Origin of the sequence: Nocardia sp. NPDC004568, from assembly GCF_040609955.1 — a bacterium.
Taxonomy (GTDB): Bacteria; Actinomycetota; Actinomycetes; order Mycobacteriales; family Mycobacteriaceae; genus Nocardia.
Genome location: NZ_JBEXLL010000019.1, coordinates 1 through 13,933, shown reverse-complemented (window position 1 = coordinate 13,933; position 13,933 = coordinate 1). Strand labels below are relative to the sequence as shown.

The 13,933-nt window shown below is 70.3% G+C and carries 10 protein-coding genes and 1 pseudogene; 7 read left to right on the top strand and 4 right to left on the bottom strand.

Translation table 11 applies throughout. The features are described 5' to 3' along the window. Nucleotides 1–360: 360 nt before the first annotated feature. Both ABZV91_RS11720 and ABZV91_RS11715 read right to left on the bottom strand, forming a co-directional pair. Nucleotides 361–1,833, bottom strand: coding sequence for an MFS transporter (locus tag ABZV91_RS11720; protein WP_355239170.1), 1,473 nt, complete (start codon nt 1,831–1,833; stop codon nt 361–363). A 122-nt stretch (nt 1,834–1,955) separates the two neighbouring features. Beyond that, nucleotides 1,956–3,548, bottom strand: coding sequence for a hypothetical protein (locus ABZV91_RS11715; protein ID WP_355239167.1), 1,593 nt, complete (start codon nt 3,546–3,548; stop codon nt 1,956–1,958). A gap of 547 nt (nt 3,549–4,095) precedes the next feature. On the opposite strand from ABZV91_RS11715, the pseudogene ABZV91_RS11710 reads away from it, so the two are divergent. Next, a pseudogene (locus ABZV91_RS11710) lies at nt 4,096–5,337 on the top strand (alkaline phosphatase D family protein). Here ABZV91_RS11710 and ABZV91_RS11705 read toward each other — a convergent pair. Next, a complete protein-coding gene (locus ABZV91_RS11705; protein WP_355239164.1) occupies nt 5,285–6,541 on the bottom strand; it encodes a cytochrome P450 in 1,257 nt (418 codons plus the stop codon). The pseudogene ABZV91_RS11710 and the gene ABZV91_RS11705 sit on opposite strands and share 53 nt — an antisense overlap. Before the next feature lie 261 nt (nt 6,542–6,802). Further along, complete coding sequence (locus ABZV91_RS11700; RefSeq protein ID WP_355239161.1) at nt 6,803–8,119, bottom strand: helix-turn-helix domain-containing protein; 1,317 nt, start codon at nt 8,117–8,119, stop codon at nt 6,803–6,805. A gap of 228 nt (nt 8,120–8,347) precedes the next feature. Here ABZV91_RS11700 and ABZV91_RS11695 point away from each other — a divergent pair, with 228 nt between their 5' ends. The 6 genes from ABZV91_RS11695 (at nt 8,348) to ABZV91_RS11670 (ending at nt 13,821) form a co-directional block, all read left to right on the top strand. Further along, on the top strand, nt 8,348–9,106 hold the full coding sequence (locus ABZV91_RS11695) for an ABC transporter ATP-binding protein (RefSeq protein ID WP_355239158.1): 759 nt from the start codon (nt 8,348–8,350) through the stop codon (nt 9,104–9,106). Next, a complete protein-coding gene (locus ABZV91_RS11690) occupies nt 9,103–9,834 on the top strand; it encodes an ABC transporter ATP-binding protein (protein ID WP_355239155.1) in 732 nt (243 codons plus the stop codon). Before ABZV91_RS11695 ends, ABZV91_RS11690 begins: the two co-directional genes overlap by 4 nt. Further along, a complete protein-coding gene (locus ABZV91_RS11685; protein ID WP_355239152.1) occupies nt 9,831–10,712 on the top strand; it encodes a branched-chain amino acid ABC transporter permease in 882 nt (293 codons plus the stop codon). Before ABZV91_RS11690 ends, ABZV91_RS11685 begins: the two co-directional genes overlap by 4 nt. After that, nucleotides 10,709–11,767 (top strand): branched-chain amino acid ABC transporter permease, encoded by a 1,059-nt coding sequence (locus tag ABZV91_RS11680; RefSeq protein WP_355239149.1) that lies wholly within the window; start codon nt 10,709–10,711, stop codon nt 11,765–11,767. The genes ABZV91_RS11685 and ABZV91_RS11680 overlap by 4 nt, the downstream gene beginning before the upstream one ends. Then, a complete protein-coding gene (locus ABZV91_RS11675) occupies nt 11,757–13,010 on the top strand; it encodes an ABC transporter substrate-binding protein (RefSeq protein WP_355239146.1) in 1,254 nt (417 codons plus the stop codon). Before ABZV91_RS11680 ends, ABZV91_RS11675 begins: the two co-directional genes overlap by 11 nt. Before the next feature lie 76 nt (nt 13,011–13,086). Beyond that, on the top strand, nt 13,087–13,821 hold the full coding sequence (locus ABZV91_RS11670) for a hypothetical protein (protein WP_355239143.1): 735 nt from the start codon (nt 13,087–13,089) through the stop codon (nt 13,819–13,821). Nucleotides 13,822–13,933: the final 112 nt, after the last annotated feature.

Genomic DNA, 13,933 nt, shown 5'->3' with positions numbered 1-13,933 from the left:
GGATCCTCCGAAGAGTGGGCCGAATCGACTGACGCTGATTCGCCCGGACCCATGCCGGGGCAGGAGGGGGGCGCGCAGTGGCGCCGAACGATCGCGGCGGCGGCGGTTCGAGTGAACCGGCGCCGATCACCGCCGAGCGGTCCCGAGGTGGGGACTACCCGGTGGGGTCAGCGGAGTGTGGGTGCACCGGCAGAGTCCGAGCCGCCGTGCGCAGCCGGATGTAGTAGGCGCCGACCGCGCACACTCCGTTGCTGCCCGAAGATCCCATGAGGCCATACCCTAGGCAGGCCCGGCGGGCCGGTCCACCGAATTTCCGGTGCCGCCGGCCGACCGGGCCCGCAGGCTCGTCGTCGCGGGAGGTCAGGCGGTTCCCGCGCCCTGCGCGCAGGGTATGTCGTGCCGTCGCTCCGGCCGCGCGCCCAGGTCCGCGTCGAGGTCGGGGGTGCCCGGACCCGCCGCGTCGATCAGCTGTGCGGTATCCGCGCCGCCGCGGAAGCTACGGCTCAGTCGCCGGTAGTGCCGGCTGCCCAGCGCGTAGCCGGTGAAGAGGAGACCGAGCAGGCCGAGCAGTACGAAGACCAGGGCCATACCGCGGGCCTCGCCGGTGCCGAACCAGCCGCCGATCCAGCGGGCACCCGGCCCGGCGGTCATGAACGGGATGAAGAAGAACTGGGTCAGCGGGCTGACCAGGAACGCGGTGAGCGGCGAGGCGGCCTGTTCGACGCTCTGCGCGAACCCGAAGACCCGGCCCTGGCGCTGATAGGGCACGACCTTCTGCAGCACGGTCTGCTCGGCCGCCTCCGCGAACGGCATGAGCACCATGAACACGGCCATACCGCCGATCAGCAGCAGGACGGAATCCTGGATCGGGAAGATCAGCATGACCCCCCACAGGGCCAGATTGACGAGCAGGATCAAGCGCACCGGGTTCGACGACGTTCCGGTGCGGGCCACCAGCAACCCGCCGACGATCATCACCGCGCTGAGTGCCCCCCAGATGACGCCCCACGCCTGAACCGACATCATCGACAGCGCGTACGGGTCCATGAGGGCCATGAGCCCGCCGAACAGCAGATTGTTCAACGCGGAGAACACGATCAGCGGGACCATGCCGGGGATCCCGCGGACGACGCGCACGGTCCCGCGCAGATCGACCCGCTGCGGTTCGCCCGCGGCGGCGGCGTGGGTCAGCGACTCCGGCAGTATCAATCCGCGCAGGTGCAGCACCGCGACGGTGAGCACGACGACGGCCGATACCAGCACGCCCAGCATGCCGTTCCAGCCCACCAGCAGCGCACTGGCCACGGAGGTGACCAGGTGGGAGATACCGGTCGTCGTCCCGACCAGTCCGTTGGCCCGATCCCGGTGGCGTTCGTCGAACATGGCGGTGACCACGGTGGGCAGCGCGATCGTGCGCAGGCTCCCGGCGATCACCCCGCTCATCGCGAGAACCACGAAGACCCACAGCCGGACACTCGCCGGATCACGCCATTCCTCGGCCGGGGTGATCGAATAGTAGACCAGCGCGACGGCATAGATCCCCAGCGAGACGAGCGCGGACACCTGCATGACGCTCTTCTTGCGGTGGTGGTCGACGATGCTGCCGAACCACACCCCGGTACCGGCCATGGCGACCAGGAAGAGGCCGGCGATCATCCCGGTGGCGAAGACCGAACGGGTCTGCAGGTACACGAAGAACGTGATGCCGAACCATACGGTGAAGTTGATGAACGACACCAGCAGCACGTTCACCAGCAATTGCGCGAACGTCCGGACGACGGGATCGCCGAAATCGAGACGGGCGGCGGGGCGCCGGGGGGTTTCCATAGTCATGTACTCAACAACCTCGACTTTGATTCAGGTCAAGGGGTGACCTGCCGGACGTATCACCACCTCTGACCGCCGAGGCCGCCGAAAATGATCGGTACCCGTGGAAATGCGCGCTCGGTGCCGGCTCACCGGCCCGCGGTCGGCACCGCGAAGGAGTCCGTGGTCTGCGCGGCGTTGGCGATGACCTCCTCGGCGACGGCCTGCGTGCGCCACATCCGTGCCTCGGGCACGGCGCCGCGTTCCTCAAGCAGATCGGCGAGGCTCGCCATGGCCCGGATGTGCCGGCGCCCGGCCGCGACCCGCCACCACCGTTGCGCGGCATCCAATTCGTCGTGCCGGTAATACAGTGCGCCCAGGTCGAAGGCGGCGCCGAGATGCCCGGCGTCGGCGGCTTCGGCCCACCACCGGGCGGCCTGCTCGTCGTCTCCGGCCGCGCACCGGGCGGCGCCGAGATCGTAGAGCCGGTCCGGGCTGCCGGGGGCGGTGGTGCTCTCGGCAGCGGGTACCGGGGCGAGCGAGCCATCGGCGATGGTATCGGCCGCCGAGGGCTCGTCGACGGCCGATGATTCGTCGTCCGGGACCCGGTGGGCAGCCCGTGACGTGGTGAAATAGGCGGAGGGCAACGGGAACACAGAGGGCTCGCCCGGGCTACGCGATGCCCGGACCGGCTCCGGGCCGTAATCCGGCAGGTCCGCCCCGCTGATCACCGGGACCAGACCGGTCTGATCCGGCGCGTCGGCCCAGCCGTGGGCGGGGGCCGGATCGGCGTCCGCCTCGGGGGTCCGCGTATACCACTGCTCGGGGCCCGTGAGCAGGGTCGCCGGACCGGAAAACGTGATCGCGGGCAGCGGATCGGGCACCGGCTCGTCGAACAGCGACGAATAGTCGAAGAATTCGTCGGTGCCGCTCAGGGGCTCGACGAGAAAATCGGTACCGTCGACGTGCGGAGGGCAGAGGACCAGATCCGCGAGACTGCACGGGTAGCCTTCCGATTCGCCGCTGTCCGTCGTGGGCCGCGTGGAACCGGCGACCGGACCGATACCGGACCGTCCCGGGGCGGCGCCGGTGATGATCGCGTTCGTCCCGACGGCGGGCGGGCGCGGAATCGTCGCGCCACCGGATCCGTGGGACGTGGCGGGAACGGAGACCGACGGTACGACGCCGGTCGCCGGAGTGAACAGGCGTGGATGTGGCTCCGCGGCGGTGCTGCGGATCTCGACCACCAGGTCTGCGAAATGCGGCGGTCCCTCGCCCATGCTGCACCACAGCACGGTGCGGTCGTCGTCCGTGCGTTCGACCACGATCCCGTAGTTTCCCGACCAGGACCGTGGTTCCCCGGCGGCGTCGGCCCAGACCGGGGTCAGCACGAAGAGCGCGCCGGGGGAATGGGCGGTGAGGTCGAAGGTTGTTCCCCGTTCCAGCGCGTCGCGCCAGATGTCGACTCCGGCCAGCCGGCGCCCGTCGATATCGATGTACCCGTCCACCATGGACAGGCCGATGCCGACGCCGGTCAGCCCCGCGGGCGGCGTGGCCGACAGCAGCGTGACGGTGAGGGTCGCTGTCGCGGTGGGCAACTGTTCGCTGTAGAGCGGGTGGACCGCCGTGCCCTCCCAGTCGATCGGTTCGGCGCTGCGGTAGCGGAACGCCAGTGCCGGATCGTCGGCGGAAAGTTCCGCCGGTGCCTCGGTGACAGTCGGCGTGTCGAGCGTGTCGCTCATCAGCAACGGTGTGGCATCGAGGCGCACGCGGCGGAGGTACCTGGGTAGTTGTCCGGCACGCGGTGCCGAAGCGGGCATATCAGCCTGCGACGGAACAACTCCGGTCGACGACGATACCGGATCGAACATATCCTGCCCCGCCTTTCTCACCGCTCCCGTTGACCCCGCAGCAATGCGGTGGCTATACCGTACTAGCCGGATCCCTCGCGCGGGGGGCGATTTCGCGGGCGACGAGATTTCCCGTGTGGATGTCGGGTCCCGCTGTTCCGGAATCCGTCGGCGACCGCGCGGAGAGACCGGCGAAATCGTCCGGGAATCGGCACCGGGGAGCATTTATCTGTAACCGGCAGTTACAGATACTTCGAAGGTCTTGCTGGGATCAGAGCCGAGAACCGGCGAACAGCGCCACTGTACACCAGCCATGCTCTGTCCCGTCCCGTCGGCCGGTGCCCACCGCGCGACAGGCTCCGGCAACGCTCGCCCGATGGTCACCGGGCCGTCATCCGGGCGCCACGGGGAGGTCGGCCGGGTGCGGGGTCCATAGAACATGGACACCACACGCAGGCGCTTCCTGGCCGGGGGCGCCGCGGCGGCCGTTCTGCTCGCCGGGACGACGGCGGGCAGCGCGCGGTTCCGGGCACCCCGGCTCCTGGGCGATCCGTTCACGCTGGGGGTCGCCTCCGGTGATCCCCACCCGGACGGGGTGGTCCTGTGGACCAGGCTGGCCCCCGACCCCGGTGCCCCGGACGGGTCGGGCGGAATGAGCCGGGATCCGGTGACGGTCGACTACGAAGTCGCCCACGACGACCGGTTCCGGCAGGTCGTGCATCGCGGCTCCGTCGTCGCCGACCGCGCCCTGGGGCAGTCGGCGCATCCGGAGGTGCGCGGCCTCGAACCGGCCCGCTGGTACTACTACCGTTTCCGCGCCGGGCCGGCCATCTCCCCGACCGGCCGCACCCGGACCGCGCCCGCGTCCGGGCGTCCGGTCCGCCGGTTACGCTTCGCGTTCGCCTCCTGCCAGGCCTGGAACGACGGGTACTACACGGCCTACGACCATATGGCCGCGGAAGATCTGGACCTCGTCGTCCACCTCGGCGACTACCTCTACGAGTATCCGATCGCCCGGGGCCACCCGGGAGCCCCGCTCGAACCCGGGCTGCGCCACGAGCCACGCGACCTCGCCGGCTATCGAATGCACTACGCCTGGTACAAAGCGGATCCCGCGCTGCGGCGCGCGCACGCCGCGTTCCCGTGACTGATCACCATGGACGATCACGAACTGGCCGACGACTGGGCGGGCGAGGCGGCGCGGGTAACCGTGGATCGCGATCGGCTGGCGCCGATCTTCCGGGCGCGCCGGGCGGCGGCGTTCCAGGCGCTCTACGAGCACCAACCGCTACGCCTGGCGCAGCTGCCCTCCGGCCCGCGGATCCGGATGCACCGGCGCTCCCGATTCGGCGATCTGGCCGAGTTCACGATGCTGGACACGCGCCAGTTCCGCCGCGGCGAGTCGATTCTGGGTGCGCGCCAGCGGGAGTGGTTGGTGGCGGGTCTCGCGAACTCGTCCGGGCGCGCCGACCTCGACCCGCGCCTCCTACGTGGTCGAGGACGCGGTGCCCGGGGTGCGTCCGGCGTGGGACCCTCGGCCGCGGTCCCCGTCGACGGCACGGCAGGAGCCGTCGGGGTCCGCGGTCGGCGAGCAGCCGGAGGACGCGCGATGAACAGCGGCCGCCGGCTCAGAAGACGGGCAGACCCGGGATGGGCGGGAAGGCGACCGGCAGGGCGGTGAGCGCCCGCTGGAACGGTCCCGGCCGCCAGACCGGTTCGTCCGGGTCGAATGCCGGGCGGAGGTCCGGCAGGGCGTCCAGCAACTGGTCGACGGCCTCTTCGGCGAGCAGGTAGACGATCGACCGGGCCGGCGCCGGGCAGGCGTGCGCGCCGGCGCCCCAGGCCAGATCCGTGTCGGGGCCGGGATGGTGGGCGGCCGCGCGGTCGGGATCGTCGTGGCAGGCCGCCGGACTGATGAGCACCGGTTGATCGGCGGGCAGCCACACCTCCTCGATCAGTACCGGCAGCGGGGGATAGACGATGCTGTGGTGCGCCAGCGGCGGATCGGTGGCCAGCACCTCCTCCAGTGCCGCCCGGGTGGGCGGGGCGAATCCCACCTGATTGGTGGTGAACCGCGGGTCCAGCAGTATCAGCAGCAGCGTGTTGGCGACGAGATCGCGGGTCGGCTCGACCCCCGCCTGATAGACGGCGAGCAACTGGTCGACGAGTTCGGCGTCCGACAGTTGGGCCGGATGCTCCACCAGGCGGGTCGTGAGGTCGTCACCGGGTTCGGCGCGTTTGGCCGCGACGAGCTCGGCCAGGGCGGTCTCGGCCGTGTTCGCGGCATCCTCGTCGGTGCGCATATCGAATACGGCGGTGAGTGCCGGAATGAGCCGTTCGGCGAGGGCGGGCGGGCAACCGGCCAATTCGCCGAGCACCCGGAACACCAGCGGTATGACGTACCGGTCGAGAAGATCGGCGTCGCCGTCGGCGCAGAATTCGTTGATCAGGTCCACCGCGGCCCGGGCGATCATCGGCCGCAGCGAGTGGGGATCGACACCGGCGAGGGCCGCGACCGTCGCCGATCGGTAGCGTTCGTGCTCGGTATCGTCGGTGCGCAGAGTATTCGGGCGATGGCGCATCATCGCGACGATGGGCAGGCCGGCGGGTACCTTCTGCTGCCAGGCACGCGGATCGGCCGGGAAATGGGTGGGGTCGGCGAGGATGCGCTGGGCGGTCCGGTAGCCGAGGACCAGGGTGGCGGGTACCCCGGGCGCGAGGTCCACCGGAACCAGCGATCCGTACCGGGCGCGCATCCGCCGGTAGCAGCCGTGTGGATCGGCGGCGAATTCGGCAGTGTAGATGGGTATCCGGGATCCGCTGGTCTCGGCGGCGGCATGTCTGCCGCGTCTGTGCGCCGGCTGCAGCCGGGTCGGCCCTGTCACTCGAGGTACCCCCTGGGGTCGTGCGCCCGGTCTCCGGGCGCGACTGTCGCCGGCCGCGGCGGAATCCCCTGCTCGAAAGCGCTCGGCCGGTACGCCCTTCGCGTCTGGCGAGAGATGATACCCAGGGCGTCGGGCAAGTCGTATGCGAACCGCCCGGCGTTTCGCCCCCGATCACCCGTCCGGCGGTGAGGGTCGCGACGTACCGGAATGCGTACCGATCACGCTGCCCGGCGGCGGGTTCCGGGCCGGATGCGGCGGAGTTCAGAGACCGCGGGCGGCCGGGTGCGGAGCCGCCCGGAGTTCCAGGGCGACCAGCAGATCCACCAGATCGGCGACACTGCGGATATTGCGGCCGGTGAGTTGCTGGATGCGCCGCAGTCGGTATTTGGCGGTGTTGTGATGGATGCGCAGCGTGTCGGCCGCCTCGCGTAGGTTCATATCGGCGTCGGCGAACGCGCGGATGGTGTCCGCGAGGACCGCGCCCTTGGCGTGATCCTCGGTGAGTGTCCTGATGATCCGTGGATCCACCAGATTACGCGCGGTTTCGTCGGAGCGCAGTACCAGATACCGGAACGGGCTCAGCTCCGGCAGTGCCATCACGCCGCCGTCGTCCGGCAGCAGCTCGAGCGCGGCGCGGGCCTCCTGCCGGGCACGGGGCAACTGCTCCACCCCGGCGCTGACGGTGCTCACGCCGAGCGCGGTCGCGATTCCCTTCCCGGCCAGGGCTTCGTGGGTGTGCTTCAGTCGCGCGCACAGCTCTTCGACGGTGCCGGCGCGGCCGAGGGCGGCGACGGCGACGACCTCGGGGTCGCGGGTGCCGGCGTCGCGGACGACCGCCAGCGTGCGGTGGCCGTTGACCGCGGTACGGGCGAGCGCCGCGGAGACGAGGTGCGCGGCCTCGATGCCGGTGGCGTCGCCGCGGGGTTCCCGTATTCCGCATACCGCCGCGGTGACGACGACGAGGCGGTCGGGGGCCGGCCCGATTCCGTACGCGGCCGCCGCGGCCGGAAGTGGTCCGCGTTCGGGCAATGTGCCGCCGAGCAGGCAGTCCAGCAATTCGCGGCTGTCGCGGCCCGCGTCGGCCGAGTGGTGCTGCTGGAATTCCAGATACGCGTGGGTGGCCTGGGTGCTCACCAGGTCGCAGTACCGCGTCAGTGGCAGGACCATCGACAGCGTCGCCTCCCGGGCGTCCGGCGCGTTGCCGGCGTGGGCGACCAGCGATTTCCAGAATGCCTGCTGGCCGAGCCGGAACGCGGTGATGTAGTCGGTCAGCGGTAGCCCGGAGCGGGCCCGGCGCACCGCCGCGCGCCGGGTACCGGCGAGATCGGCGGCGGTGACGCGGCGGCTGTCCAGCAGCGCGCGCAGCCCGGTACGGCACAGCCGGGCGACCTGGTCGTGCACATCGGCGCGGAATTCGGCGTCGCGGCCGGCGTATCCGGGGAGCTGCGCGAGCATCTCGGAGAGGCTCAGGTCGGCGATCTCGTCGGCGCGGTCGTAGATGCCGCCCGTGATCCGAGTGCGCTCGGCCCGTACTCGTTCGGGAAGTGGGCTGTCGACCGTGTGTGATCCAGCTGACATAGGGGGATGGTCCACGGCGGCGCGGCGAAAGTCAACACGCGGCAGTATTTGTATCAAATTATGCGCGGATCGCTTGTCCGCGGCGGACAACTCCGCCGTCGATAATTGGGACGCGAAGGCTGATGTGTTTCATTCCGGCCGCTCTTACGCTGACCTGACCCATAGCCGGTACGGCGGACTGTGCTCTGCCACACATGTTTTCGCTCATCCATATCACCCGGAGGCACTGTGCTCGACATATCCGGTCTGACGGTCCGATTCGGCGGGATCACAGCCCTCGACGATGTCGGATTCGCCGTCGACCCCGGAACGATGCTGGGCCTCATCGGTCCCAACGGCGCCGGGAAGACCACCCTGTTCAACTGCTTGACCAGGCGTTGCGCCCCCACGTCCGGAACCGTGAACTATCAGGGCACCGATCTGCTGACCCTACGACCCGACCTCCTGGCCGGGCTCGGCATCGCCCGGACCTTTCAGAACCTGGGGCTGTTCACCCGTATGTCCGTGCGGGACAACGTCCTCGTCGGTGCGCACCACCGTGCCCGCGCGGGCTTCCTCGGCGCGGGCCTGTCCCTCCCGGGCGTTCGCTCCGAGGAGCGCAGACTACGGGCCCAGGTGGACGGTCTGCTCGAGCGGCTCGAGCTGCGGGAAGTCGCCGCACATCCGGCGGCCGGATTGCCTTTCGGCACGCTCAAACGCATCGAATTGGCCCGGGCGCTGGCCGTCGGACCCCGCCTGCTGCTGCTCGACGAACCCGTCAACGGGCTGAGCCACGGGGAGGTCGGCGCGTTCGCCGATCTGCTCGCGGGCCTGCGCGTCGATTTCGGGCTCACCGTGCTCGTGGTCGAACACCATATGGGGTTCGTGATGGGCCTCTGTGACCGCGTCGTCTGCCTGGACTTCGGCCGGGTGATCGCCGACGGTACGCCGGCGGCGGTCCAGCGCGACCCCGCCGTCGTCGAGGCATACCTGGGGACAGCCGCGTGAACGCCCAACCGTTGCTCACGGTCACCGATCTCACCGCGGGGTACGGCGCGGCGCGGGTGCTGCACGGAATCGGCATGTCGGTGGCCGAGGGTGAGGTGTGTACCGTTCTCGGGCCCAACGGCGCCGGAAAGACCACCCTGCTTCGCGCGCTGAGCGGGATGATCCCGGTTCGTGGCGCGGTGACCCTGGCCGGTACCGAGGTCGCGGGGCGTGCGCCGGAGAAACTGGCGCGGATGGGCGTCGCGCACGTTCCGGAAGGACGCGGCACCTTCGCGCCGCTCACCGTGGCGGAGAACCTGCGCCTGGGCGGCTACGCCCGGCGCGACCGCGCCGGGGTCGACGCCGATCTGCGACGGGTCCTCGATTACTTCCCGGTCCTGCGGGAGAAATTGCGTGACCCGGCGGGCCGGCTGTCCGGCGGTCAGCAGCAGATGCTCGCCGTCGGTCGCGCCCTCATGTCCAGACCCCGGCTGCTACTCCTGGACGAACCCTCGCTGGGCCTCGCGCCGCTGGTGACCCGGGAACTGTTCCGCATCGTGGCAGCCGTCAACGCGGCGGAAGGAACCACCGTCATCGTCGTCGAGCAGAACGCCGCGCTGGCCCTGCGCGCCGCGCACCGTGCCTACGTCCTGGAGAGCGGGCGGATCGTGCTGGCCGGTAGCGCCGCCGAGATCGCGGCGGACGACCAGGTCGCGCAGTCCTACCTGGGATATCGGGTGGAGCCGTGACCGGATTCGCGCAGCAGCTCGTGGAAGGCCTCAGTGCCGGTGCCCTGTACGCCGGCATGGCGCTGGCACTCGTTCTCATCTACCGGTTCACCGGCATCGTCAACTTCGCACAGGGGGAACTCGCCATGTTCTCGGCGTTCCTGGCCTGGCAACTGGTCGAGAGCGGGATGCCGTTCTGGGCGGCGTTGCCGGTCACCGTCGCCGTATCCTTCGCCGGCGGCATGCTCGTCGAGCGGATCGTCATCCGGCCCGTCGAAGGTGCCCCGGAACTCACCCTGGTGATCGTCACCGTCGGACTGTTCTTCGTCGTGAACGCCGCTGCGGGCTGGATCTGGTCGTATCAGCTGAAATCCTTTCCCGGCCCGTTCCCGGACGGGGCGCTGCGAGTGGGCGGCGTCACCGCCGGCTACGACCGCCTCGGTGTGCTCGTCGTGGTGGCGGTGGTGATGGCACTGCTGTACCTGCTGTTCCGCTACACCAGGATCGGCCTGGCGATGCGGGCGGTCGCCGCGAACCCGCAATCGGCGCGGCTGGTGGGTGTCGGGGTCGGCTCCGTACTTGCGCTCGGGTGGGGTCTGGCCGCCGCCGTGGGCGCGGTCTCGGGCGTGCTCTCGGCCCCGCTGCTGTTCCTGGAACCCAACATGATGGGCGGCGTCCTCATCTACGCCTTCGCGGCGGCGACTCTGGGTGGGTTCGACAGTCCCGGTGGGGCGGTGGCCGGCGGGCTGATCGTCGGAGTCGCGGAAACTCTGGCCGGCGCCTACCTCGACGTGATCGGTACCGAACTGAAGATCGGTGTCCCGTTGGTGATCATCCTCGGCGTGCTGCTGCTGCGGCCGCAGGGTCTGTTCGGCTCCGCGGCGGTGGAAAGGGTATGAGCGATATGGGAATTCGTCACTCGACCGCCGGAGCGGATCGCCCGGTTCCGGCGGCGGAACCGGCGGCACAGCGTATCCGGTGGAGGCGGATCGGCGCGTCCTGGCCCGCCGCCACGGCGCTCCTGGCGGTCGCCTGCTGGGCGCCGTTCGAATTGGCCCCGTTCCATACCTTCCAGCTGTCGGTGGCCATGGTCTACGCGGTCGCGCTGCTCGGACTGAACCTGCTGGTGGGGCATACCGGGCAGATATCGCTGGGACACGGCGCGTTCTTCGCGGTCGGCGCCTACACCGCGGCGGTCCTGATGGACCGGTGGGATGTTCCGTACGCGGTGACCCTGCCGGCCGCGGCGGCGGTGGCGTTCGTGCTCGGTCTCGCGCTCGGAATTCCGGCGCTGCGGTTGCGCGGTCTCTACCTCGCCCTCGTCACGCTGGCGATCGCGGTCTTCCTGGTGCCACTGCTCAAACGGTTCGAGTCGGTGACCGGCGGGTCCATGGGCATGACCCTGCACAAGCCCCGGCCGCCGGCCTGGACCGGCCTGGCCGAGGACCAGTGGTTGTACCTTCTGGTGCTCGCGGTCACCGTGGTCGCCTACCTGCTGGCCGCCGGTCTCCTGCGGTCCCGGGTGGGCCGGGCACTGCACGCGGTGCGGGACAACGAGGTCGCGGCCGAGGTGATGGGTGTCCGGCCGGCGTTCTACAAGACCATGGCCTTCGCCTGGGGCGCGATGTTCGCCGGGGTCGCCGGCTGTGTCCACATCTGGGTGATCGGTTACGTCTCACCGGATTCGTTCACCCTCACGCTCTCCATCACGCTGCTCGCGGGGCTGGTCGTCGGCGGCCTCGGCGGGCACTGGGGGCCGCTGCTGGGCGGACTGTTCGTGATGTTCGTCCCGAGTTTCGCCCAGGACGTCAACCAGGCCGCGCCGGGAGTGATCTTCGGACTCCTGATCATCGCGGTCATGTACCTCGCGCCGAATGGAGCGGCCGGACTCGTCGGCCGCGCGGCGCACTGGCTCGGACACCGAGCGGGGAAAGGAAGAACGCATGCGCACTAGAGCGATACGGGTGGCGGCCGTCGCGGCCGCGGTACTGGTCGCGGTCGCCGGCTGCGGGGGCCGCGAGGATGGCGGTGGTGCCGTGGCCTCCGGCGACTGCCAGGGCCAGCAGACCACCGGGCTCACCGACTCCGCCATGAAGCTGGGCGGCGTGTTCCCACTGTCCGGTCCGGCGTCGGCCTATGCCGCACTTCCCGAGGGGATGCGGGCCTACTTCGACTACGTCAACGCCGAACAGGGCGGGATCGACGGCCGCCGGGTCGAGTACCTGCTGCGCGACGACGGCTATCAGCCCCCCAAGACCGTGGAGGAGACCCGCCGCCTGGTCGAGCAGGATCAGGTGTTCGCTGTCCTGTCCACCCTCGGCACGCCCACCTCGGCGGCCGTCTGGGACTACCTGAACCAGCGCGAGGTCCCGCAGATCTTCGTGGCGGGCGGCGCCACGCAATGGGGAGTGGGCGACGCGCATCCGTGGACCATCGGCTGGCAGCCCAGCTACCGCGCGGAAGGGCAGGTGTTCGCCCGGTACGTGAAAGAACAGCGACCGGACGCGACCGTCGCCGTGCTCTACCAGAACGACGATTTCGGCAAGGACCTGCTGGCCAGCTTCACCGAGGCCACCGCGGGCAGCGGGGTGCGGGTGATCGCCGAACAGAGCTACGAGGTCACCGATCCCACGGTCGACCCCCAGCTGCGCAACCTCGCCGGTTCGAAGGCCGATGTGCTGCTGAACTTCGCGACACCGAAGTTCGCCGCCCAGACCCTGGCCGCCGACGCGCGCGATCGCGAATGGAATCCGCTGCACATCCTCACCCAGGTCTCCAGCACCATGAGTGTGCTCGCCCCGGTCGGTTTCCCGAATGTGCAGAACGTCGTCACCTCGGTATTCGTGAAGGACCCGGCCGATCCGCAGTGGGCCGGCGATCCCGGGATGCGGCTGTACCGGGACAAGGTGGCCCGGTACCGGCCCGACGCCGATCCCGCCGACGGCTACACCCTCGTTGGCTGGGCCATGGCGCAGAGCTTCCACAAGACATTCGACGCCGCCTCCTGCAAGACCCGCGAGGGTCTGCGCGACGCGATGCGTTCGCTCGACGATATCGCGATCGATCTGCTGCTGCCCGGGATCACCCTGCGCACCGGTGACGGTGACGGATTCCCGATGGAGGCCATGCGGATCCAGCGGTTCGAAGGGGACCGCTGGGTGCTCGCCGGCGATCTCGTCGACACCGCGGGCCGGTGAACCCGCCCGCCGATACGTCCGCGGCGCGATCCCGCGCCGACGGTCCGCCTCGACCCGAGTGATGAGGACACACACCATGAAACTCCGAACCAGCGTAGCGACGGCCGCGATAGCGGTGGCGTCCCTCGGCGCGGCGGCCGTCCCGGCCCACGCGCAGCCCGCGCCCGTACCGCGGGAACTCACCTACGAGATCACCCAGGAGGGTGCCTCCGCGGTGGTGGACACGAACGGGAAATGGCAGCTGGCGGGTGATCAGCTGATCCTGAAGGCCGTGGACGACACACCGCTGACCACGGTCCCGCTGACCTACCGCAAGGACGAGCTCGCCTATCCGATCGAGGCCCGGATCGACGGCGGCACCGCGATTCTCACCCCGCGACGCGACGGCGGCGTCCCGGTGGCGCCGGTGCACGCACCGGTGATCACCCCCGAACAGGCGGGGGAGGAGATCGCCGAGCAGTTCACCCCGCGCGATCTACAGGCCCTGGGCGTGTTCACCCAGCGCGCGACCATGAGCGCCGCCATCGCCGGCGCGATCGGCGCGGTGCTCGGTGGCAGTCTCGGCTGTGTCCTGGGTGCCGCGACCGGCGCGCTGGTCTCCAGCCCGATAGCCCTGCTGCTGGTTCCGTTCGTCGGTGCCACCATCGGCGGCTGTGTGGCGGGCGCGGCGACGCTGGGCGCCGCGGGCGGCATCATCGGTGCCTTCCTCATCGGTGGCCCGGTCGCCGTGTTCGCCGCCTTCCAGTACTTCTCGACCATTCTGTCGCCGTGCCCGCCGGAGCATCCGGCCTGCAGACCCAGTACGCCGTAGGTCCGCCGGCGTCACGTCGGCCGGCCGGCCGGGGCCGGGGGGCGGGCGCCGCCCCGCCCGGGCGGGGGTGGGGGACCCCCCCCACCCCCGCCAGGGGCACAGGGAGGGCGGA

What these genes read in the sequence shown, in the direction of transcription:
- ABZV91_RS11700 (WP_355239161.1), bottom strand. Translation starts at nt 8,119, where the DNA reads ATGTCAGCTGGATCACACACGGTCGACAGCCCACTTCCCGAACGAGTA.
- ABZV91_RS11670 (WP_355239143.1), top strand. Translation starts at nt 13,087, where the DNA reads ATGAAACTCCGAACCAGCGTAGCGACGGCCGCGATAGCGGTGGCGTCC.
- ABZV91_RS11720 (WP_355239170.1), bottom strand. Translation starts at nt 1,833, where the DNA reads ATGACTATGGAAACCCCCCGGCGCCCCGCCGCCCGTCTCGATTTCGGC.
- ABZV91_RS11675 (WP_355239146.1), top strand. Translation starts at nt 11,757, where the DNA reads ATGCGCACTAGAGCGATACGGGTGGCGGCCGTCGCGGCCGCGGTACTG.
- ABZV91_RS11715 (WP_355239167.1), bottom strand. Translation starts at nt 3,548, where the DNA reads ATGAGCGACACGCTCGACACGCCGACTGTCACCGAGGCACCGGCGGAA.
- ABZV91_RS11680 (WP_355239149.1), top strand. Translation starts at nt 10,709, where the DNA reads ATGAGCGATATGGGAATTCGTCACTCGACCGCCGGAGCGGATCGCCCG.